This window comes from Salmonella sp. FC25216, from assembly GCF_057751355.1.
This window is the reverse complement of the sequence record NZ_JBDGON010000001.1, coordinates 595,508-617,569: the sequence shown is the minus strand read 5'-3', so window position 1 is coordinate 617,569 and position 22,062 is coordinate 595,508. Positions and strand designations below refer to the sequence as shown.

Sequence of the window (22,062 nt, the reverse complement as noted above, 5' to 3'; positions counted from 1 at the left end):
CAAGCAGTGCCTCGTTAATCAGATAAAGTGTTTACGTAAACGCTGAGAGAGAAAGTCCAGCAGGCTGACGGTGACGATGATTAACACCATCAGGGCGCAGGTTTGCTGGAATTGAAAGCCGCGAATCGCTTCCCACAGGGTGACGCCGATGCCGCCTGCGCCGACCATTCCAACCACCGTCGCGGAGCGGACGTTAGATTCAAAACGGTATAACGAGTAGGAGATCAGTAGCGGCATTACCTGCGGCAGTACGCCAAAAAGAATTTCTTCGAGCTTATTAGCGCCGGTAGCGCGAATACCTTCAACCGGGCCGGGCTCAATGGCTTCGACTGCTTCGGAAAGCAGCTTGGAGAGCACGCCGGTGGTGTGGATAAACAGCGCCATCACCCCCGCGAACGGGCCGAGACCGACGGCGACGACAAACAGCATGGCGAAGACCATTTCATTAATGGCGCGACAGGCGTCCATCAAGCGGCGTACCGGCTGATAAATCCACCACGGTACGATGTTATCGGCGCTCATCAGGCCAAAAGGAATCGACAGAATGACGGCCAGGGCAGTGCCCCAGACGGCGATTTGCAGAGTCACGGCCATCTCGCCGAGATAGTCCTGCCACTGGCTGAAGTCCGGCGGGAAGAAGTCGGCGGCGAAGGTCGCCATATTGCCGGAATCCTCGATTAGCGTGAATGGGGCCATTTCGGCGCCCTTCCACGACACGACCAGCACGGCAAGCAGGATGGCCCAGCTTAGCAGCGAGAACCAGCTACGCTTTGGCGGGGCGACGGTGATGGTGTGCATATTTGGCTCCGTAAGAAGGATTGTTTACCGGTAGGCCGGGTAAGGCGCTGCGCTTACCCGGCCTACGCATTACTGAACCACTTTATTTACGCTGGTCATCGCGCCGAGGGCGGCGGTCAGGCGGTCGAGATCGTCAAGTTGCGCTTTCAGCGCCGAGGTTTTGCTGACTTTCTCTTCCTCGCTCAGCCCTTTGTTGTCCTTTATGCTCTGCATTTCTTTAAACAGCGTTAGCTGGCGAATCGGTACCAGTTGCAGGTCGCTGGAGGGGCGGAACGGCGCCCAGCCCAGACGCTCAAGCACGGTTTTTTCTTCCGGCGTTTTGCCGTAGTTCATAAAGAAGTCGTACACCTTATCTTTGGTGGCGTCGGGGAGATTTTTACGCCAGACGATAGGATCGCCAGGGATCAACGGCGACTTCCAGATCACCTTCAACGCTTTCAGCTTGTCCGGCGCGGAGGTTTTTAACTTATCGAGGTTTTCGGTGTTGTTGGTGGCGACATCCACCTGCTTGTTGGCGACCGCCAGCGCGTTGGTTTCGTGTCCGGCATTAACGGTACGTTTGAAGTCGCTGGTAGAAATCTTGTTTTTGGCGAAGACGTAATAGCCGGGAACAAGGAAGCCTGAGGTGGAGTTAGGATCGCCGTTACCGAAGGTAAGATCTTTACGTTTGGCGATCAGATCGTTGAGATTGTTGATCGGACTGTCTTTGTTGACGATCAACACGCTCCAGTAGCCAGGCGATCCGTCCGCCGCGACGGTCTGAGCGAAAACCTGGCCGTTGGCGCGATCCACCGCTTCCATCGCGGAAAGATTGCCATACCAGGCGATATCGACTTTGTTAAAGCGCATCCCCTGAATAATGCCCGCGTAGTCCGGGGCGAAGAAGGCATTCACTTTCACACCCAGCGTCTTTTCCATATCCTTCAGGAACGGGTCCCACTGTGGCTTCAGATTTTGCTGTGATTCAGTCGAGATAATGCCAAAATTCAGCGCCTTTTCCTGCTCTGCGGCGTGGGCAGAACTTAGCAATATGCTGGTGAAGGCCAGCGCGGCAACGGTTTTATAGCGCATTTCCATTCCTCACTAAGGGGACGTTAAGCAGCCTGCGCGTTCTGTTCGACGCGATTAATGCTGCGGTAAAGATGGTCAAATCGATCGTTATCAAAGTGCTGGCTGCCACCGTCGTAAAAGACGTTTCCCTGCCGCAGCGCGACAATCCGTTCGCAGTAGCGCAGGGCGTAGTCCACCTGATGTAGCGTGACGACCACAGTGATGCCATCGGTCTGGTTGATATCGCGCAGCGTGTCCATCACGATGCGCGCCGACTCCGGGTCCAGCGAAGCGATGGGTTCATCGGCGAGAATGACTTGCGCCTGTTGCATTAAGGCACGGGCGATGGCGACGCGCTGCTGTTGACCACCGGAGAGCGTAGAGACGCGCTGATACGCAAAGTGCGTCATACCGACGCGGGTCAGCGCCTGAAATGCTCGCTGTTTCTGTTGCCGGCTGAACCAGCGAAAACAGGTACGCCAGAGCGGCGTACTACCGAGCGCGCCAATCAGCACGTTTTCCAGTACCGTCAGGCGGTTGACCAGGTTGAATTGCTGAAAGATACAGCCGGTATGGGCGCGGCTCTTACGAATGTCGCGCGCCAGTCGGCCCTCGCGCTGAACGGTACGGCCCAGTAGCTCAATATGGCTACCCGGCGTTTTATCGCCAGTGATAAGCCCGCTCAAATGACGTAAAAGAGTGGATTTGCCGGAGCCGGACGGCCCAAGCAGCGCGACCATTTCACCGGCGGCGATATGCAGATCAACCGCATTAAGCGCCCGATTTTGCTGGAACGTTTTGGAGAGTTTCTCGACACGAATAATCGTTTGCATACTGCGGCCTCCCTGGAAAAGTGGCCCCATCGTGGCGGATTTATGTGACGTTTTAGTTAATGACTGGTTACTTCAAGATGAAGAATTAAGGGGGATTTGATGACACTGCGGGAGGCTGCGCCTCCCGGGGAGTTAGGTGGCAGGCTGCTGTTTAACAACGTTAATCATCCACGGTACACCGAACCGATCGCTGACCTTGCCGAAACCATGCGCCCAGAAGGTCTCCTGCCAGTCCATTTCGATTTGCCCTTGTGCGGCAAGGTTATCAAACCAGCGTTTCCCTTCTTCCACATCGTGGGTATCAAGCACCAGCGTAAAGCCGGAATAATGCGCCGTTCCCGACGCGATGGCATCGCTCATCATGATGTCGCTGCCCGCAATGCGCATGTTGGCATGGGCGATAGCGGTATCGGGAAAGAGCATTCCTGACGGGCAGCCCTCTTCGTTATCCGCCGCCGATGGGGGCATTTCACCGAAGCTGAGTTTATGGAGCAGTTTTGCGCCTAACGTTTGTTGGTAATACGCGATGGCGTCGGCACAGTTGCCGGCAAAAGAGAGATAGGGACTTAACGGCATGATGGTTACCTCAGGTAAGAGACGCTCGTTAAGTGTAGTTCGAAATTTGTACAATATTGTCGGTGGAAGGGAGGCTCATGCCCGGTAAGCGAGGCGTTACCGGGCAATGACACGGTAAATCAGTTCTTTTTCACGAACTCGGATTTCAGTTTCATCGGGCCAAAACCATCGATTTTGCAGTCGATGTTATGGTCGCCTTCAACCAGACGAATGTTCTTCACTTTGGTGCCGATTTTCAGCATGGAAGAGCTGCCTTTTACTTTCAGATCTTTCACGATGGTGACGCTATCGCCGTCCGCCAGCAGGTTGCCGTTAGCGTCTTTGACAATCAGTTCATCGCTCTCCTGAGCAGGCTCCGCATCGTTCCATTCGTGGGCGCATTCCGGGCAGATGAACATGCCGTTATCTTCGTAGGTATATTCGGAGTTACATTGCGGGCAGTGGGGTAATGACATGTTGGTTTCCTCAAAAAGTCAGCGGGGGCAAACGCGCCCAAAAATGGCAGATCGCCGAAAAAGGCCGCAATTATACACAAAATCCTTAGCGTTGTCGGGACTATTGCCGCTTTTATAAAAGCGGCTGCGCAACGCCAGTCCGCAATGGTTTACAGCCGAATAACCGCTTTTTTCCTGTCACCACAGCGCATGAGGGCGTCCTTGTTTACACCTTTTGACCAGATTGACATATATGTGTGAAGTTGATCACATATTTAAACACTGTTAGGGTAAAGAGGTCATTAACTGCCCATTCAGGCGTCAACAGGTTCGGTTGTACAGTCCGTAACCGGACAGTGTAAGTAAACCTGCTACGCTTGTATGAGGGATAGCGTTCGCGCTCTCCCTCCGCTCGACGGCGACGCTGGCGCGGTATGCCGGTGCCCGCCGTATATAGCGCTACAGGGCTTAGCCTATGAGGACAGCTATGCTGAAAAGGAAAAAAATAAAACCGATTACACTGGGCGATGTGACCATCATTGATGACGGTAAACTTCGCAAAGCGATTACCGCCGCCTCGCTGGGCAACGCGATGGAGTGGTTTGATTTTGGTGTTTATGGATTTGTTGCCTATGCGTTGGGTAAAGTCTTTTTCCCCGGCGCCGATCCCAGCGTCCAGATGATTGCCGCGCTGGCCACGTTTTCCGTTCCCTTCCTGATTCGACCGCTCGGCGGGTTATTCTTTGGTATGCTCGGCGATAAATACGGGCGCCAGAAGATCCTGGCGATCACGATTGTGATTATGTCGATCAGTACCTTCTGTATCGGGTTAATTCCTTCTTACGCGACGATCGGTATCTGGGCGCCAATATTATTGCTGCTGTGTAAAATGGCGCAGGGCTTCTCGGTTGGCGGGGAATATACCGGCGCATCGATCTTTGTCGCTGAATATTCGCCGGACCGTAAACGCGGGTTTATGGGAAGCTGGCTGGATTTTGGTTCCATCGCAGGGTTCGTGCTGGGCGCGGGCGTGGTGGTCTTAATCTCGACGATTGTCGGCGAGGAGAATTTCCTGGAGTGGGGCTGGCGTATTCCGTTCTTTATCGCCCTGCCGTTGGGGATTATCGGTCTCTACTTACGCCATGCGCTGGAAGAGACGCCAGCGTTCCAGCAGCACGTGGAGAAACTGGAGCAGGGCGACCGCGAAGGGCTGCAGGATGGGCCGAAAGTCTCTTTTAAAGAGATCGCCACCAAACACTGGCGTAGCCTGTTGTCGTGTATCGGTCTGGTGATTGCCACCAACGTGACCTACTACATGCTGCTCACCTACATGCCGAGCTATCTGTCGCATAACCTGCACTATTCTGAAGATCACGGCGTGTTGATTATCATCGCTATTATGATCGGGATGCTGTTTGTGCAACCGGTGATGGGGCTGTTGAGCGACCGTTTCGGTCGTCGTCCGTTTGTGATTATGGGCAGCATTGCGCTGTTTGCGCTGGCAATTCCGGCCTTTATTTTGATTAACAGTAACGTTATTGGCCTGATTTTTGCCGGTTTGTTGATGCTGGCGGTGATTTTGAACTGCTTTACCGGGGTGATGGCCTCGACGTTGCCGGCGATGTTTCCGACGCATATTCGCTACAGCGCGCTGGCGGCGGCCTTTAACATCTCTGTATTGATTGCCGGTCTGACGCCGACGCTGGCGGCCTGGCTGGTGGAAAGTTCGCAGGATCTGATGATGCCGGCGTATTATTTGATGGTCATCGCGGTGATAGGCTTGATTACCGGTATTTCCATGAAAGAGACGGCCAATCGCCCGCTAAAAGGCGCAACGCCAGCGGCGTCGGACATCCAGGAAGCGAAGGAAATTCTGGGCGAGCATTACGATAATATTGAGCAGAAAATCGACGACATCGATCAGGAAATTGCGGAGTTGCAGGTTAAACGTTCGCGTCTGGTACAGCAACATCCGCGCATCGATGAATAAATGTCGCGCTTAAGGTTCGCTTAATCTCTTGCTGGCACACTCTCCTCCATACCTTTGGAGGAGAGCGTCATGAAAAGCTATATTTATAAAAGTTTGACGACCCTGTGTAGTGTGCTGATTGTCAGCAGTTTTATCTATGTGTGGGTCACTACGTATTAAACGCCTGTTTATACCTTTTTCAACAGCACCCAGGCACGGGTGCCTGTTCTGTCCGTACGGTTTTGCAGGAAAAACTGTCCCTGATGCAGTTGGGTGATGCGGCTGACGATACTCAGCCCCAGTCCAATTCCGCCATAACGGCTGTCCATTCGCACGAACGCTTCGCTTAGCTTCCCGCATTTGCTTTCATCAATACCCGGCCCCTCGTCTTCGACCGCCATAATGGCGTCGGGGGCGGCGCTAATGTGGAGAGTGATACGGGTTCTTTCAGGGCTATAGCGATGCGCGTTTTCCACCAGATTTCGCAGCAGCATACGCAGTAACGTCGCGTCACCGCGTACCACCACGTCCGCCGCGCTTTCCGGTAGCAACAGAGTTTGCTGGCGCGTTTCCAGCATGGTGTTCAGCTCATCGTAGGAGGGGAGGATCACATCTTCCAGCAGTTTTACTTCCTGATAATTTCCGGAAGAGAATGACTGGCCCACGCGCGCCAGTTGCAGAAGCTGGGAGACGCTATCCATCATCTGGTCAAGACGGGCGATAAGCGGCGCAACATCAATATTGTGGGTTTTTGACAATAATTCCAGATGCAAACGCACCCCTGACAGCGGCGTGCGTAGCTCATGGGCCACATCGGCGGTAAAAAGGCGTTCATTGTCGAGCGTGGTGGTCAAACGCGTAACCAGTTGATTGATCGCCGAGACGACGGACTCAATCTCAAGCGTGGAGCTGTGAATGGCGATCGGTGCCAGATTATCCGCCGTCCGCGCTTCCAGCTCTTTTTGCAGTTCGGCGAGCGGACGGGTAATACGCCGTACCGCCTGGTAGCAAATCAGCAACGTCAGGCTAACCATAAATACGCCGGGGACGATCAGGCTGGCGACCGCCTCGCGAATTTCGTGCATGATATGGCGATCGTTGTTGCGATTATCCCGCAGCGCCTGCTCGAACAGTTGGATTTGCTCGGTGCTTTCATGCCATAGCCAGAAGGTACTGATTAACTGGAACACCAGCAGAATAAGACCGATTGTCAGCATTAAACGCTGGCGAAGGGTCATCGCTCTTTGCCGAAAACGCATCAGGCTCACTTAGCTTTCCTCAGTGGCAACCAGCATGTAGCCAAACCCGCGAACCGTGCGAATGCGCGACTTGCCGACTTTGTCGCGTAAATTATGTATATGCACTTCCAGAGTGTTGGTCGAGGGTTCGTTATCCCAGTTGTAGATATCGTTATAAAGAATTTCCCGGTGCACCGGACTACCTGCCTTGAGCATCAACCGTGAGAGCAGCGCGTACTCCTTAGGCGTCAGGGTCAGTTCCTGTCCGTCCCTCCACGCCTGATGTCGACCCATATTGAGCGTCAGATTGCCAACCGTCAGTTCACTTTCACCCTGATTATTATGGCGGCGCAGCAGGGCGCGGATACGGGCGTGCAACTCCTCCAGGGCGAAGGGTTTAACCAGATAATCATCTGCGCCGACATCCAGCCCGGTAATACGGTCGTTGAGCGTATCGCGGGCGGTCAGAATGAGTACCGGCAGGGTATATTTTTTCTGCCGCACTCGCGTCAGGAAATGCAGGCCATCTTCATCGGGCAGCCCTAAATCCAGCACCATCAGACTGTAATGACCTGACTCCAGACTATGCTCGGCGGCACGCGCTGTCGAAACGCCATCACACGCATAGCCTTCGGTTTGCGCGGCGAGTATTAACCCCTGTAATAATAGCGTGTCGTCTTCAACAATCAGAATCTTCATTCGCTTAATCTCCTGCACGGTTGCAGAATATCATCTGCGGCCTGGTAATACTTCGTTTGTACGCCGGTTAATCCCAGCATGGTTGAGAAAAGATTGTCCTGTGAATAATCCAGCGTGCTCGCCCGTTTTTGTAGACAAGATTGATCTACCTGATAACGTTGTTGATAATCTTTGGAAAGCCAAATAAGCATCGGGACATGTTTTTGCGTGTCCGGCGCAATGGAATACGGCAGACCGTGTAAATAGACGCCATTTTCGCCCAATGATTCGCCGTGATCGGAAAGATAGACCAGACTGGTAGTAAATTTATCCTGTTTGGATTTCAGCAAGTTAATGGCTTTATCCACAATATAGTCCACGTACAGCACGGTATTATCATAGGTGTTGACCAACTGCTGTTGGGAACAGTTCTGAATTTCGTTCGTGTCACAGGTTGGGGTAAATTTTTTAAACTGCGGTGGATAACGGTTGTAATAGGTTGGGCCGTGGCTGCCGATGGTATGCAGTACAATAACGCCATCGCCTTTCAAATGGTCGATATAGTCTTCCAGACCGTGAAATAACACCTCATCGTAGCACTCGCCGTCGATACATTGTCCGGGCAGGTTTAGCTCGGTGACATTTTGATGCGGAACGCGATCGCATGCGCCTTTACAGCCGCCGTCATTATCATTCCACAGTACGTTAATCCCCGCGCGCTGGATAATATCCAGTAGCCCTTCCTGGTGATGCGCCAGCTCTTCGTCATAATGTTTGCGCGGCATATCAGAAAACATGCAGGGAACGGAGATCGCGGTCGCCGTACCGCAAGAGGTGGTATGCGGGAAATAGATCACATCGTCTTTTGCCAGCCGCGGATTGGTGTCGCGCGGATAGCCGCCAAGAGAGAAATCATCGCCGCGTGAGGTTTCGCCAACGATGAGGATCGTCAGGTTTCTGCGATCGCCTTTCAGCATTAATGGATTGCGATGGGCATCCTCGCCAATGCGTACCAGCGGCAAATTCGCCAGCCGTTGATGCGAATACCATGACCAACTGGCGACAATACTGTTCGATGGGCTTAACGCTTTGATCAACTGTTTATTATTTCGAAATAGCGAGGCGTAATCTTTATAGAAAAAGGCGGCGACCAGAATAACTAATAAAATAGAGATCAGGACGCTGGCCAGGCGGTAAAGCCCGCTACGTAAGCGCGGCATCGCGGGGCGAATTTTAATCCAGCAGGCAACCATGGCTGCCAGAATGCCGCTTAATCCCAGCGTCAGCACCATTTGCGGCGTCATCAGCGCAAAGGTTTCCGCAGGCGTGGTATCCACCATATTGGCGATCATGGAGCGATCGATGATGATGCCGTAAGTCAAAATAAAATACTGCGCGGCAGCACCGACCAGAATAAAAATGCAGGCCAGCAGCCGGTTTAGCCAAATAAATGAGGCCAGCGTCAGCACACTATTGACCACGCTGAACGCGACGACCGGCATGGAAATAAACACCAGCACATTGCGCAGCGAGTTTAACGGTAGGTCTTGTAGTACCTGCTTATAGAACGCAATGTTCAGGCAGACGGCAATATAAAAGGAAAAAAGCAGAAGCCAGGCGATTTGCCCAAGAACAGGTCTTTTAAGAAAGCGTTTTAACATGTTGATGCGTCCATCGATTCAGTGACGCTAATCGTGACAAAGTAAAATTAAGTGAACCTTAAGAACTTAATGTTAGTGGCGACCGGATAACCTGCGCTATCCGGCCTGTTACGATAACATTAACGACGTGGTTAATCCTGTTTAACCGGCGCATCCAGAGGATACGGGTTTTTGTGAATGCGATTGTAGTTCAACGCATACAGTGCGGTGATCACCATCAACGTGACGAACGACCACATCACCTCTTTGGCACCGGAACCGATGACCGCCCAGATGCAATACACAAACGCGACGAAGGTAATCAGTAGATACAGCGGGCGTGCTTTACCAAAGTGACCGTGGCCCAACAGCAACAGCGCGGCACAGGTGTAAAGATAAGGCACCAGGGTGAAGATAACCGACACGGAGGAGACCAGACCAAACTCTTTCGCGGCGTTCGGCGACATGCTGCTGAATTGGAAGATAGTCATCAGCACGCCGACGATAAGCAATCCAGCCACTGGCGTACCGGCTTTATTCACCCGGGCGAAGATCGGTGGGAAGAGACCATCGTCCGCCGCCGCTTTTGCGGTTTGACCGGCAAGCAGCGTCCAGCCGCCGAGAGAGCCCAGGCAGCCCGCTGCCGCACAGAAGGAAACGATAGCCCCTGCGGTATCGCCCAGCGCCATACGCGCCGCGTCACCAAAAGGCGATGCCGATACACGCAGCGCCGCGTTGGGGATCATCCCCATAATCGCCGTTGTGGAAAGCACGTAGCAGACGGCGGCGATCAGTACCCCGCCGATGGTGGCGATAGGCACGTTGCGTTTCGGATTTTTCACCACCCCGGCCGCAACGGAGGCGCTTTCTACCCCGATGAATGACCATAGCGTGACGTTCAACGTGCTTTGAATCGCGCCGAAGGTATTCATGCCGCTCACGTTCCAGGCCGCCATATAGGTTTCGCCTTTAAACCAGAACCAGCCGAAGACCGCAATCCCTACGATAGGCACCAGCGCCAGTATGGTGGCGACGGCCTGTACGCGGGTAATCATTTTCGGCCCGACGATGTTCAGCAGAACAAAAATCCACAGCACCGCGACGCAGGTAAGCGTTAATACCAGCGGATCTTTCAGAATCGGGAAGAAATAGCTCAGATAGCCGACGCCGATAACAACCATCGCGATATTACCGATCCAGCATGCCAGCCAGTACAGCACGTTCGTTTGATAGCCTAAAAACGGCCCGAAGCAGCGGCGTGCGTAGGCATAGGAACCGCCGGGACTGGGATCTAAGGACGACATTTTGGCATAAACCATCGACAGCGCCAGGGCGCCGATGATAGTGACCAGCCATCCGTAGATTGCAATCCCGCCAGTGGCCGCCAGGTTGGCAGGGAGTAAGAATACCCCTGAACCCATAATATTCCCCGAGACCATTAAGGTGACGGGGATTAGGCCCACTTTGTGAGCATCAGCATCCGAAGACATAATTTGGACTCCTGAAAAGGTGACTTCGTTACGATAAATTACGTCGTATCATACCCCCTTAGAATGCTGCTGAATTATATCGGAGACAGGTTATCGCCAATGCTGATATTATCGTGTCTTATCGTTGAGTGTGTAAAAATTAGGCGGCTGATCGTTCCCGATGTTGGCTAACATAATGCAGGGGGGTCATACCATAAAACTCTTTAAACACGGAAATAAAGTACGACGTGCTGTTATACCCACAAAGCTGTGAGACTTGCGAGATATTCTTTCCATCCATTAATAATTGGTTTACGGCATAACGCATTCGGCAGGTGGTGATTATTTGGCTATAACTGGTATTCTCATTTTTGAGTTTTTTCTTTAACAAACTTGGGCTCAGACATAGGCAACTGGCGACGGCGCTCAGATTCCAGTCTTTATGAATATCGCTCTGAATGATGTGATAAACGCTGTCGCTGATGCGGCTACGCAGCATATGCATTAACAAAGAGATGAATTTTTTGTGGTCAAGAAAGCGGGATAAAACGGTGAAAAGGAGAGAACGAGTACGTTCAATAGCAATTTCATCCTGTGTTTCCATCGCGCTGTAGCGGACGGTGACCCTGAAAATATCTGGCGTCAGACAGGTGGCGGTCAATAAGGGATCGGCGTTGCGTTGCCAGATGGGTAGGTGTGAGAGATCTTTATTCAGGAATTGTAAATAGTCTTTAATATTATTGCGACTCACTTGTATTACTAGCACGCTATTTAATGATGAAATATCGATAACGTTATTTTCACAAGCCAGAATGGCCATATGATTCGCTTTTAAACTGATTGGCTCCTTACCATTTACTCGTAACCATGTGTCTTTTTCGGTTAATACCACTATGCAAGGCTCGTTGCTGCAAATCCTCATACCCGAACTCCTGGAATATGAACATAAAAGACCGGATCTCGCCAAACGGGAGAGATAACGGGGGTTGAGTCAATTGTGTGATGAATTGAAACTGCATTAAAATAACTTTCCTGAATAATATTACAATATTTGTACGATGAATTAGGGTGTACAAAAATTTGTACGCGAGTGGCAACCTGTAATTTTTGTATAAAAAAAGCGCGGGATGGGGCCCGCGCAAAAAAGGTATGACAGTATTATTGTTTTGCAGCAATACTCAGGGAATACATGCCATCCTCAAAAAAAGACTCTCTGTGATTAGGCTTTCACGCACATAACGTGATATACGCCATCAATAATTTCCGTGCCTTCGGTTTCATGCTCAAAGCCAGGGAAGTGATGATCCCAGGATTGCAGCGAGCGTAAGTAACCCACCTGCGGACTGTTTTCATCGCCAAAGTTTTCGCCGGAGAGGAGCATCGGGATTCCTGGCGGGTAAGGAATAACGGAGTTCGCCGCAATGCGACCCGGCAGATTTTCAATCGCCACCATTTCAATATTGTCGTTCACGATCGCGTTGTAGGCGTCGCGCGGGGTGATTTCCGCGGCCGGCAGGGTGGAATAAGCGGCGTTGAGACGGGCGCCTGGGTTATTTTCACGTAGCCAGGCAAACATTTTATCGCCCAGATCATGAATACCCATGTTCGCGTAAGTGTCAGGATAATCCTGCACCAGTTCCGGCATCACCTGCGCCAGCGGCGTATTCGCGTCGTAATGGTGTTTGAAGGAACACAGTGTGTTGATCAACGTCCCCCATTTCCCGCGAGTGACCCCCATGGAGAACAGGAACATAATCTGGAAGTCGGTGGTGCGGGTCGGCACGATACCGTGGCGGCCAAGCCATGCCGTGACCAGCGCAGCAGGTACACCGGATGCTTCCAGTTCGCCATCGTCGCCCATACCCGGCGCCAGGATACTGACTTTGATCGGGTCCAGCATACTCCAGTTATCCGGCAGGTCTTTAAAGCCGTGCCAGGTTTCCCCGGGGCGCATGACCCAACAGTTCTGGTCGGTAGCCAATAGTTTTGCCGGCGCGTCAGCGAAGTCATACGTTTTACCGGTTTGTGGATCGGTGACGACATCTTTATTCCACGGTTTAAAGAACCAGTCGCCTTCGTCAGTAAACTCTTTATAAAGACGCGCCATCGCCTGACGGAAATCGACCGCTTCGTCAATCACCTCCTGAGTGAGCGACAGGCCGCTGTTGCCGTCCATCATCGATACCGCCACATCGTTGGATGCGCAGATGGCATATAACGGAGAGGTGGTGGCATGCATCATATACGCCTGGTTGAAGCGGGAGAAATTCACCGCGCCGCGGCCTTCACGAACGTGGATGTAGGAGGCTTGTGAAAGCGCGTTCAGCAGTTTGTGAGTAGAGTGGGTGGCAAAAACGGTCGGACCGTTATGGTCGCCTGGCTCGCCGCGCATCGCGTAGTGATCGCAATAAATCGGGTTGAAGCGCGCATAGCCGTACCATGCTTCGTCGAAGTGAATGCGATCGCTGGTTTTTGCCAGCAGATCCTGCGCCTCTTTGGCGTTATAGCATACGCCGTCATAGGTACAGTTGGTCACCACGCTGTAAGAAGGTTTCTGTCCGGCTTTGGTTTTGGTCAGCGGGCTGGCGCTGATTTTTTTCTGCAAGGTTTCAGGCTGCATTTCCTGCGGGTAGATTGGCCCGATAATGCCGTAACGGTTACGGCTTGGCACCATATATACCGGTTTGGCCCCGGTGAGGATCAGCCCCTGTTCGATGGATTTATGGCAGTTACGATCCAGTACGACGACATCATTATCCGTCATACAGGCCTGCATAATAGTGCGGTTAGAGCCGGAGGTCCCGACAACCACGGACCAGGAGCGGTCGGCGCCGAATACGCGGGCGGCGTTTTTCTCGCTTTCGCCAAACGCGCCGGTATGGTCGAGTAGTGAACCAAGCGTGGTACGCTCAATCCCCATGTCGCTGCGGAACAGGTTTTCGCCATAATAATCGTGATAAAAGCGACCGGCAGGCGTTTTAGTGAAGCCGACGCCGCCCTGGTGTCCAGGCGCCGCCCATGAGTATTCATGAATGTCGCTGTATTTCATCAACGCGTTAAACAGCGGCGGTAACAGTTGCTGGCGATACCGGGTCATGGCGGCAACGGCGCGTCCGGCGATAAAGTCAGCGGTGTCTTCCAGAATCCAGGCGAACTCATCGACAAGCTCCAGCAGGTCGCGGTCCAGCGATGCCGTCGCTTTTTCCCTGTCGCCTAACAGGAAAACGGGTACGTTTTGCTGACGCTCGTGAAGCTTACCGATCAATTGCCTGACACTCAGGTGCTCATCCGGTTGTTCCATTTGATAGCTGAACATCAGACAGTCAATGGCTTCGTTCGCGGACAAGATGGCATAACCGTCATCGAAGGATGTCGATTTAATGACGGTAACATTTTGTTGGCTCAAGGCATCCGCCAGACGCTCAACCGCGTTGCCAACCCAGGTGTCCTGATGCAGAAACTCACTTTCAACAATTAATACTTTCATCATCTTTTACCCGGTTGTGGAGGCCGTGCAATTTACGCCTTGCCGACCCGCCGTATGAATGTGACGTGGGCAAGTATTACCCCGTCAAATAGGGGGTGTAAAGTGGTTAAACAATAGCCGGTTATTGATATTATTTTTTAATAAACAATTAGTTAATTATTTATAGCGTGCCATTTCACCCACGGTTTATCGACAGGTGAATTATTTTTTTGGCTGATAGTGGTATCCGGTTTCAGCCGGGCATCGTCTGGCGCCGTTGCTGGCTTAGCTTGCGGTATTGTTGCGGCGACATGCCGACAAATTTGCTGAAAGTACTGTAAAAACGGCTGCTGGATCGGAATCCGGCAGTCAGAGCGACATCGAGGATCGTTTTGTCAGTATCGCTCAATAAGGCGCGTACGTGATTGATGCGCATCGCCGTGATGTACTGCTTCATCGTCAGTTGCATGACCCGCTGGAATATTCCCATCGCGTAATTAGCATTGAGTTTGACATGCTCCGCGACGTCGTTAATGGTTAGCGCCTGATCGTAGTTATCGGCAATAAATCCCAGCATCTGGCTTACGTAAAACTGCGCATGGCGTGAGACGCTATTCTTGTGGGTGCGTGATGTTTTATTGAGCAAAATGGGTTGCCAGCCGGAAAGGCTAAAGCGTTTAAGCATCAGGCCGATCTCATCGATCGCCAACTGACGAATTTGCTCATTCGGGCTGCTTGTTTCCTGTTGCCAGCGCAATACTTCAAAGGTACTAAGTTGCTGGGTTGCCAGCGATTTTACCACCATCCCGTGCGTGACGTGGTTGATAAGATCGCGAGCCAGCGGCCAGGAGAGAAACAGGTGCATCGGCAAACTGAAAATCGCCATCTGTCGGCAATTGCCGGGGCGGGTAAGCTGGTGTGGCGTACAGGCCCAAAACAGGGTGATATGTCCCTGCTTTATCTGCACGACTTCATTGTTGATTAAATACTCCACATCGTCGTCAAACGGAACATTCACTTCCACTTGCCCATGCCAGTGACTGCTGGCCATCCTGTGCGGCGGCCTCAGTTCAACGTCCAGCCGTTGATATTCAGAATAGAGCGACAACGGGCTACGGGTTTGCTTTTCATCACCGTTGCACATGTGCGGGTCGGGCGGGAGAAAGGTTATTGGCTGCGTACTCATCGTCACTCCATTTCCTGAATTATCAGAATTATGCGCGTTTAGCAGGGAGGAAACCGGGAATCCGGACACAGAATCCGTCGGTATTGTAGAGCGTAGTCTGACTATCAGGCCGAATACTCTGCTTTTTACGCTATTTTGTCCCAAAAACTCAGATCTTCCGCGCGTCAGCATACGATCTGAGTTTTCGGGAATGCTCATTGGGGAAGACGGAGGTTTTCACCGGGAACGCGTGCCACCATGAAGGTGTTCACTACTGTTCTGGAGAGTCATGATGGCGGCACCCAAAATTACCTTTATCGGCGCAGGTTCTACGATTTTCGTCAAAAATATCCTCGGCGATGTGTTTCATCGCGAGGCGCTAAAGTCAGCGCATATCGCCCTGATGGATATTGACGAAACCCGGCTTGAAGAGTCGCACATTGTTGTACGAAAACTGATGGACTCAGCGGGCGCTTCTGGCCGAATTACCTGCCATACCAAACAGAAAGCGGCGCTACAGGATGCGGATTTCGTGGTGGTCGCCTTTCAGATTGGCGGCTATGAACCCTGCACCGTGACCGATTTTGAGGTCTGTAAACGTCATGGCCTGGAACAGACGATCGCCGATACGCTGGGGCCGGGCGGCATTATGCGCGCATTGCGGACCATCCCGCATCTGTGGCGGATTTGCGAAGACATGACGGAAGTCTGTCCGAAGGCCACCATGCTCAATTACGTCAACCCGATGGCGATGAATACCTGGGCGATGTATGCCCGCTATCCGCATATCAAACAGGTCGGCCTGTGCCATTCTGTACAGGGAACGGCGGAAGAACTGGCGCGCGATCTGAATATCGATCCCGCCTCGCTGCGCTACCGTTGCGCCGGCATTAATCACATGGCGTTTTACCTGGAACTGGAACGCAAAACGGCTGACGGGACTTATGTCAATCTCTATCCTGAATTGCAGGCGGCCTATGACGCCGGACAGGCACCGAAGCCCAATATTCACGGCAATGAACGCTGCCAGAACATTGTGCGCTACGAGATGTTCAAAAAGCTGGGTTACTTCGTCACCGAGTCATCAGAGCATTTTGCCGAGTACACACCGTGGTTTATTAAACCGGGACGCGAGGATCTGATTGCGCGCTACAAGGTGCCGCTGGATGAATATCCGAAACGCTGCGTAGAACAACTGGCGAACTGGCATAAAGAGCTGGAGGAGTATAAAACCGCCGAGCGTATCGATATCAAACCGTCCCGCGAGTACGCCAGCACCATTATGAACGCACTGTGGACCGGCGAGCCGAGCGTGATTTACGGCAATGTGCGTAATGAGGGGCTGATTGATAACCTGCCGCAGGGAAGCTGCGTGGAAGTGGCTTGTCTGGTGGATGCCAACGGCATCCAGCCGACGAAGGTGGGGACGATCCCTTCTCATCTGGCGGCGATGATGCAGACCAACATCAACGTGCAAACGCTGTTGACCGAAGCCATCCTCACGGAAAACCGCGATCGTGTGTATCACGCGGCGATGATGGACCCTCATACCGCGGCGGTGCTGGGTATAGAAGAAATCTATGCGTTGGTTGACGATCTGATCGCCGCGCATGGCGACTGGCTTCCGGCCTGGTTACGTCGTTAATCTCCAGCCGCGCTGGACGGCAGATCCGGCGTTTAACCTCTACTAACAGAAGGCGGGCGCTGGTAACAGCGACCCGGTACCCTATGAGCATCTCTCTGACAACAAAGCTGAGTTACGGGTTCGGTGCGTTTGGTAAGGATTTCGCCATCGGCATCGTGTATATGTACCTGATGTATTACTACACCGATGTGGTGGGACTCTCGGTCGGCCTCGTCGGCACCCTCTTTCTGGTCGCGCGAATCTGGGATGCGATAAACGATCCCATCATGGGATGGATTGTCAACGCCACGCGTTCGCGGTGGGGGAAATTTAAGCCGTGGATATTGATCGGCACCTTAACCAATTCGCTGGTGCTTTTTCTGCTGTTCAGCGCCCATCTTTTTGAGGGAACCGCGCAGGTTGTATTTGTCTGCGTGACCTACATCCTGTGGGGCATGACGTATACCATTATGGATATCCCATTTTGGTCGCTGGTGCCGACCATTACGCTTGATAAGCGAGAACGCGAACAACTGGTGCCGTTCCCGCGTTTCTTCGCCAGTCTGGCTGGCTTCGTCACTGCCGGTATAACACTGCCGTTTGTGAATTACGTTGGTGGAGCGGATCGCGGATTCGGCTTTCAGATGTTCACGCTGGTACTGATTGCGTTCTTTATAGCCTCGACTATCGTGACATTACGCAACGTACATGAGGTGTACTCCTCCGACAACGGCGTAACGGCTGGTCGCCCACATCTGACGTTAAAAACAATCGTTGGATTGATATACAAAAACGATCAGCTCTCTTGCCTGTTGGGAATGGCGCTGGCATATAACATTGCCTCCAATATTATCAACGGCTTTGCGATCTACTACTTCACCTATGTGATTGGCGATGCCGATCTTTTTCCCTATTACCTTTCTTACGCCGGCGCGGCGAATCTGCTGACGTTGATTCTCTTCCCCCGGCTGGTGAAAATGTTATCGCGGCGGATATTGTGGGCGGGTGCCTCCGTGATGCCCGTTCTGAGTTGCGCTGGGCTCTTTGCGATGGCGTTGGCGGACGTCCATAATGCCGCTTTAATCGTGGCGGCGGGTATTTTCCTTAATATCGGGACCGCGCTCTTTTGGGTGCTTCAGGTGATCATGGTGGCGGATACGGTCGATTATGGGGAATTTAAGCTCAATATTCGCTGCGAGAGTATCGCCTATTCCGTACAGACGATGGTCGTGAAGGGCGGCTCGGCGTTTGCGGCGTTCTTTATCGCTCTGGTGCTGGGGCTGATTGGCTACACGCCGAATGTGGCGCAGTCTGCGCAAACCCTGCAGGGGATGCAGTTTATTATGATTGTCCTGCCGGTACTGTTTTTCATGATGACGTTAGTTCTCTACTTCCGCTACTACCGTTTGAACGGCGATATGCTGCGCAAGATTCAGATCCACCTGCTGGATAAATACCGGAAAACACCGCCATTCGTCGAACAGCCGGATAGCCCGGTGATTTCTGTGGTAGCGACCAGCGATGTAAAAGCGTGAGCATGGTCTCTCGTCCAGGCCGGATAAGCGTAGCGCCATCCGGCAATTAACCGATAACGCGGCCCGGGAGAATGCCGGGCCTGCCAGGTTATTTCGCGCAGTTAGCGCACTGTTTGCTGACAATCTGCTGGAAGAAATCGTTGCCTTTGTCATCCACCAGGATAAAGGCCGGGAAATCTTCTACTTCAATTTTCCAGATAGCTTCCATGCCGAGTTCCGGATACTCGACGCACTCCAGATGCTTAATGCTCTGCTGCGCCAGTACCGCCGCCGGGCCGCCGATACTGCCCAAATAAAAACCGCCGTGTTTTTTACAGGCATCTGTGACCTGCTGGCTACGGTTGCCTTTCGCCAGCATGATCATACTGCCGCCGTGGGATTGCAGCAGATCGACATAAGAGTCCATTCGGCCTGCGGTGGTGGGGCCTAATGAGCCAGATGGATAACCTGCCGGGGTTTTTGCCGGACCTGCGTAATAGATGGGATGGTCTTTAATGTACTGCGGCAGACCTTCGCCGGATTCGATACGCTCTTTTAGCTTCGCGTGGGCGATATCGCGACCCACGATAATGGTGCCCGTCAGCGACAGGCGAGTCGAGACCGGATACTGTGATAGCTGGGCGAGGATCTCTTTCATCGGGCGGTTGAGATCGACTTTCACCGCGTCGCCTTCGCCCGCCTGACGCAGCGCTGGCGGAATATACTGGCCCGGATTGTGTTCCAGTTTTTCGATCCAGATGCCTTCGCGGTTAATTTTCGCTTTAATGTTACGGTCTGCCGAGCAGGAGACGCCCATCCCCACCGGACAGGAGGCGCCGTGACGCGGCAGGCGAATCACGCGAATATCGTGGGCGAAATATTTCCCGCCGAACTGGGCGCCGAGGCCAAGTTTTTGCGCTTCTTCCAGCAGTTCCTGTTCCAGGTGGAGATCGCGGAATGCCTGGCCGTGCTCGTTACCTTCCGTCGGCAGCGCGTCGTAATAGTGAGTACTGGCGAGTTTTACGGTTTTCAGCGTGCTTTCCGCCGAGGTGCCGCCAATGACAAATGCGATATGGTATGGCGGGCAGGCCGCGGTGCCCAGCGTGCGCATTTTCTCAACGAGGAAGTTTTTCAGCTTACCAGGGGTGAGCAGCGCTTTAGTCTCCTGATAGAGATACGTTTTGTTTGCTGAACCGCCGCCTTTCGCCACGCAGAGGAACTTGTACTCGTCGCCGTCGACGGCATAGAGATCGATTTGCGCTGGCAGGTTGCTGCCGGTATTAACCTCTTTGTACATATCCAGCGGCGCGTTCTGCGAGTAGCGCAGGTTATCTTCGATATAGGTATTGAATACGCCTTTGGAGAGTGCGGCTTCATCGCCGCCGCCCGTCCAGACACGTTGGCCTTTTTTACCCATGATAATCGCCGTGCCGGTATCCTGGCAGGTTGGCAGAACGCCTTTGGCGGCGATCTCGGAGTTTCTCAGGAATTGCAGCGCCACGTATTTGTCGTTTTCGCTGGCTTCGGGGTCGTGGAGAATGGCGGCGACTTGCTGCTGGTGTTCAGGGCGGAGCATGAAAGATGCGTCGTGGAAGGCTTGCTGAGCCAACAACGTTAACGCCTGCGGCTCAACGTTGAGGATAGATTCTCCGTTGAATTCACTGACGCTGACATAATCGGAGGTGAGCAGATAATACTCTGTTTTGTCCTCTCCCATCGGGAAAGGCGCCTGATAGATAAACTCTTTTTTCGACATGTGCTTCCAGCCTAATAGTAAGAAAATGTATTAAGAGCCTAATGGGCCAGACTCTAAGTCGCGCGCCGCGCATAACCGGGCGGCGCGCGCTGCCATTACAGGAATCCGTACATTGCGGCAAAGATCCAGCCAAAGACGCAGGAGACGCTTACGCCAATCAAACCCGGCAGAATGAAGCTGTGGTTAATGACGAAGCGGCCAATATGGGTCGTGCCGGAACGGTCAAACTGAATCGCCGCCAGATCGCTTGGGTAGGTCGGCAGGATGTAGTAGCCATAACATGCCGGCGCAGAGGCCACGATATACGCCGGATCGACGCCGATAGCCAGCGCGACGGGAACAATCGCCGCCAGCGCTGCCGCCTGGGAGTTAACAAACTTGGAGACCAACAGCAGAACGATGGCGTAGGCCCACGGATACTCTTTGACCATTTCACCCAGCACGCCCTGAATTTCCGACATGTGCGCGCCGAACATGGTTTCCGCCATCCAGGCGATCCCGTATACCGCGACAATCGCAATCATACCGGAACGAAAGACTTCATTTTTTGAGATAGACGCAGGATTGGTTTTGGTCAGGATGATAATGAGCGCCCCGGTCAGCAGCATGAACATCTGAATGACCAGCACCATCGACAACGGTTTGCCGCCGAAGGTAGGGCGTAAGTCGGAGTCTGCCCCCAGGATAGCGACCACGGCGATAGCCGCCAGGAAGATCCACATCGCCAGCCAGTTGCTTTTCGGCAGTTTTTTATCCAGCAGCGTCGCGGTATCGCCGTACACGTACTGACGGTTTTCCGGTACGGAAATAAATTTCTGAAACGCTTCGTCTTTATCCAGATCTTTACCGCGGAACCAGCTAAAAATGCCTATCGCCAGGATGCCGAGCAGGGTAGAGGGGATGGTGATAGACAACAGATCGAGGAATTCCAGATGCCTGCCATCAAAAGTTACGTTGCCCAGCATTGCCACCAGAGAAACAACAGCGACGGAAACCGGACTGGCGATGATGCCCATTTGCGCGCCGATAGAACTGGCCGCCATTGGACGTTCCGGACGGATATTATTCTTGATCGCTACGTCGTAGATAATCGGCAAAATGGTGTAGACCACGTGGCCTGTACCACACAGAATCGTCAGGGTACAGGTGACGAATGGCGCCACAATAGAGACATATTTGGGGTTGCGGCGCAGCAGCTTTTCGGCAATCTGCAACATCACATCCAGACCGCCTGACGCTTGTAATGTTGCCGACGCGGCGACTACCGCGATAATTACCAGCATTACGTCAACGGGCGGTTTACCTGGCTGGAGATGGAAAACAAACACCAGAATGACCAGACCGATACCGCCCAGCAACCCGAGCGCGATCCCTCCCTTTCGGGCGCCATAAAACAGACATATTAATATTATGAGAAGCTGTATACTAAATAACATTTTTATTTACCCTCGCGATAAACCCAGTCAATTTTGATAAATGGATCACAGTCATCTTCTGATTTGTATGAATGAACATCAGGAAGTGGCGAATATTCAATGCGCCAGTGGCGACGATTAACGGTTAAGCGTTTTACAGAGTTGCTTTAAGTAATTATTTTCTTACGATGGTGATGTTCAGAGGGAATCACCCTCTGGCGATGGGCAGGTGAAACGAATGAGAGCAGGAGGTTAAAATATATCTGTTTGAAAAACAGGTATATTTTATTTAGTTTTCGCGTCTCGTCAGCGTATAAATCATACAGAATGTGACTTGTGTGATCATTATCACGCCATTTTTCTAAATTATTCGTATGGCGTCTGGAGACGAGTTTCTGCTCACAAATATACGTATTGTCCATAGGCGTAGCACGAGC

18 protein-coding genes are annotated in these 22,062 nt (G+C 52.6%); 4 read left to right on the top strand and 14 right to left on the bottom strand.

What is annotated here, in order from left to right:
• Positions 1-18: 18 nt before the first annotated feature.
• The 5 genes from phnE to AC3G3F_RS02875 form a co-directional block, all read right to left on the bottom strand.
• Positions 19-798, bottom strand: coding sequence for a phosphonate ABC transporter, permease protein PhnE (phnE, locus tag AC3G3F_RS02895; protein ID WP_023249513.1), 780 nt, complete (start codon positions 796-798; stop codon positions 19-21).
• Positions 799-867: 69 nt separating this feature from the next.
• A complete protein-coding gene (gene phnD / locus AC3G3F_RS02890; RefSeq protein ID WP_080168591.1) occupies positions 868-1,869 on the bottom strand; it encodes a phosphonate ABC transporter substrate-binding protein in 1,002 nt (333 codons plus the stop codon).
• A 23-nt stretch (positions 1,870-1,892) separates the two neighbouring features.
• Positions 1,893-2,681 (bottom strand): phosphonate ABC transporter ATP-binding protein, encoded by a 789-nt coding sequence (gene phnC / locus AC3G3F_RS02885; protein WP_023249515.1) that lies wholly within the window; start codon positions 2,679-2,681, stop codon positions 1,893-1,895.
• Between the two features lie 132 nt (positions 2,682-2,813).
• Positions 2,814-3,257: a VOC family metalloprotein YjdN gene (gene yjdN / locus AC3G3F_RS02880; protein WP_121767990.1), complete on the bottom strand. Its 444-nt coding sequence runs from the start codon at positions 3,255-3,257 to the stop codon at positions 2,814-2,816.
• 119 nt (positions 3,258-3,376) lie between these two features.
• Positions 3,377-3,712, bottom strand: a complete 336-nt coding sequence (locus AC3G3F_RS02875; protein WP_000056482.1) for a zinc ribbon domain-containing protein YjdM — start codon at positions 3,710-3,712, stop codon at positions 3,377-3,379.
• A gap of 466 nt (positions 3,713-4,178) precedes the next feature.
• On the opposite strand from AC3G3F_RS02875, the gene proP reads away from it, so the two are divergent.
• Together proP and pmrR are read left to right on the top strand one after the other, a co-directional pair.
• A complete protein-coding gene (gene proP, locus AC3G3F_RS02870; RefSeq protein ID WP_053509223.1) occupies positions 4,179-5,681 on the top strand; it encodes a glycine betaine/L-proline transporter ProP in 1,503 nt (500 codons plus the stop codon).
• 69 nt (positions 5,682-5,750) lie between these two features.
• Positions 5,751-5,840, top strand: a complete 90-nt coding sequence (gene pmrR / locus AC3G3F_RS02865) for an LpxT activity modulator PmrR (RefSeq protein WP_000844399.1) — start codon at positions 5,751-5,753, stop codon at positions 5,838-5,840.
• A gap of 8 nt (positions 5,841-5,848) precedes the next feature.
• On the opposite strand, the gene pmrB is transcribed toward pmrR, so the two are convergent.
• The 7 genes from pmrB to melR form a co-directional block, all read right to left on the bottom strand.
• Complete coding sequence (pmrB, locus tag AC3G3F_RS02860; protein ID WP_079817718.1) at positions 5,849-6,919, bottom strand: two-component system sensor histidine kinase PmrB; 1,071 nt, start codon at positions 6,917-6,919, stop codon at positions 5,849-5,851.
• A gap of 9 nt (positions 6,920-6,928) precedes the next feature.
• Entirely contained in the window at positions 6,929-7,597 is a 669-nt protein-coding gene (pmrA, locus tag AC3G3F_RS02855; RefSeq protein ID WP_023249519.1) for a two-component system response regulator PmrA, read from the bottom strand.
• On the bottom strand, positions 7,594-9,237 hold the full coding sequence (gene eptA / locus AC3G3F_RS02850; protein ID WP_023249520.1) for a phosphoethanolamine transferase EptA: 1,644 nt from the start codon (positions 9,235-9,237) through the stop codon (positions 7,594-7,596). The genes pmrA and eptA overlap by 4 nt, the downstream gene beginning before the upstream one ends.
• A 131-nt stretch (positions 9,238-9,368) precedes the next feature.
• Positions 9,369-10,706, bottom strand: coding sequence for an arginine/agmatine antiporter (gene adiC, locus AC3G3F_RS02845; protein WP_023249521.1), 1,338 nt, complete (start codon positions 10,704-10,706; stop codon positions 9,369-9,371).
• A 139-nt stretch (positions 10,707-10,845) separates the two neighbouring features.
• On the bottom strand, positions 10,846-11,607 hold the full coding sequence (locus tag AC3G3F_RS02840) for an AraC family transcriptional regulator (protein WP_488394403.1): 762 nt from the start codon (positions 11,605-11,607) through the stop codon (positions 10,846-10,848).
• A 297-nt stretch (positions 11,608-11,904) separates the two neighbouring features.
• Positions 11,905-14,172 carry an arginine decarboxylase gene (adiA, locus tag AC3G3F_RS02835; protein WP_088734702.1) on the bottom strand — a complete coding sequence of 756 codons (2,268 nt, stop codon included), beginning with the start codon at positions 14,170-14,172 and terminating at the stop codon, positions 11,905-11,907.
• Positions 14,173-14,404: 232 nt separating this feature from the next.
• Positions 14,405-15,337 carry a transcriptional regulator MelR gene (melR, locus tag AC3G3F_RS02830; protein WP_488394401.1) on the bottom strand — a complete coding sequence of 311 codons (933 nt, stop codon included), beginning with the start codon at positions 15,335-15,337 and terminating at the stop codon, positions 14,405-14,407.
• Positions 15,338-15,605: 268 nt separating this feature from the next.
• Here melR and melA point away from each other — a divergent pair, with 268 nt between their 5' ends.
• Both melA and melB read left to right on the top strand, forming a co-directional pair.
• Positions 15,606-16,961, top strand: a complete 1,356-nt coding sequence (gene melA, locus AC3G3F_RS02825; protein WP_077944567.1) for an alpha-galactosidase — start codon at positions 15,606-15,608, stop codon at positions 16,959-16,961.
• An 83-nt stretch (positions 16,962-17,044) separates the two neighbouring features.
• Positions 17,045-18,475, top strand: coding sequence for a melibiose:sodium transporter MelB (gene melB, locus AC3G3F_RS02820; protein ID WP_053509233.1), 1,431 nt, complete (start codon positions 17,045-17,047; stop codon positions 18,473-18,475).
• Between the two features lie 88 nt (positions 18,476-18,563).
• Here the strand turns inward: melB and fumA are convergent, their stop codons facing one another.
• A complete protein-coding gene (gene fumA / locus AC3G3F_RS02815) occupies positions 18,564-20,210 on the bottom strand; it encodes a class I fumarate hydratase FumA (protein ID WP_088734555.1) in 1,647 nt (548 codons plus the stop codon).
• Positions 20,211-20,305: 95 nt separating this feature from the next.
• Complete coding sequence (dcuB, locus tag AC3G3F_RS02810) at positions 20,306-21,646, bottom strand: anaerobic C4-dicarboxylate transporter DcuB (protein ID WP_000899152.1); 1,341 nt, start codon at positions 21,644-21,646, stop codon at positions 20,306-20,308.
• Between the last annotated feature and the right edge of the window lie 416 nt (positions 21,647-22,062).

What these genes read in the sequence shown, in the direction of transcription:
- phnE (WP_023249513.1), bottom strand. Translation starts at nt 798, where the DNA reads ATGCACACCATCACCGTCGCCCCGCCAAAGCGTAGCTGGTTCTCGCTG.
- phnD (WP_080168591.1), bottom strand. Translation starts at nt 1,869, where the DNA reads ATGCGCTATAAAACCGTTGCCGCGCTGGCCTTCACCAGCATATTGCTA.
- phnC (WP_023249515.1), bottom strand. Translation starts at nt 2,681, where the DNA reads ATGCAAACGATTATTCGTGTCGAGAAACTCTCCAAAACGTTCCAGCAA.
- yjdN (WP_121767990.1), bottom strand. Translation starts at nt 3,257, where the DNA reads ATGCCGTTAAGTCCCTATCTCTCTTTTGCCGGCAACTGTGCCGACGCC.
- AC3G3F_RS02875 (WP_000056482.1), bottom strand. Translation starts at nt 3,712, where the DNA reads ATGTCATTACCCCACTGCCCGCAATGTAACTCCGAATATACCTACGAA.
- proP (WP_053509223.1), top strand. Translation starts at nt 4,179, where the DNA reads ATGCTGAAAAGGAAAAAAATAAAACCGATTACACTGGGCGATGTGACC.
- pmrR (WP_000844399.1), top strand. Translation starts at nt 5,751, where the DNA reads ATGAAAAGCTATATTTATAAAAGTTTGACGACCCTGTGTAGTGTGCTG.
- pmrB (WP_079817718.1), bottom strand. Translation starts at nt 6,919, where the DNA reads ATGCGTTTTCGGCAAAGAGCGATGACCCTTCGCCAGCGTTTAATGCTG.
- pmrA (WP_023249519.1), bottom strand. Translation starts at nt 7,597, where the DNA reads ATGAAGATTCTGATTGTTGAAGACGACACGCTATTATTACAGGGGTTA.
- eptA (WP_023249520.1), bottom strand. Translation starts at nt 9,237, where the DNA reads ATGTTAAAACGCTTTCTTAAAAGACCTGTTCTTGGGCAAATCGCCTGG.
- adiC (WP_023249521.1), bottom strand. Translation starts at nt 10,706, where the DNA reads ATGTCTTCGGATGCTGATGCTCACAAAGTGGGCCTAATCCCCGTCACC.
- AC3G3F_RS02840 (WP_488394403.1), bottom strand. Translation starts at nt 11,607, where the DNA reads ATGAGGATTTGCAGCAACGAGCCTTGCATAGTGGTATTAACCGAAAAA.
- adiA (WP_088734702.1), bottom strand. Translation starts at nt 14,172, where the DNA reads ATGAAAGTATTAATTGTTGAAAGTGAGTTTCTGCATCAGGACACCTGG.
- melR (WP_488394401.1), bottom strand. Translation starts at nt 15,337, where the DNA reads ATGAGTACGCAGCCAATAACCTTTCTCCCGCCCGACCCGCACATGTGC.
- melA (WP_077944567.1), top strand. Translation starts at nt 15,606, where the DNA reads ATGATGGCGGCACCCAAAATTACCTTTATCGGCGCAGGTTCTACGATT.
- melB (WP_053509233.1), top strand. Translation starts at nt 17,045, where the DNA reads ATGAGCATCTCTCTGACAACAAAGCTGAGTTACGGGTTCGGTGCGTTT.
- fumA (WP_088734555.1), bottom strand. Translation starts at nt 20,210, where the DNA reads ATGTCGAAAAAAGAGTTTATCTATCAGGCGCCTTTCCCGATGGGAGAG.
- dcuB (WP_000899152.1), bottom strand. Translation starts at nt 21,646, where the DNA reads ATGTTATTTAGTATACAGCTTCTCATAATATTAATATGTCTGTTTTAT.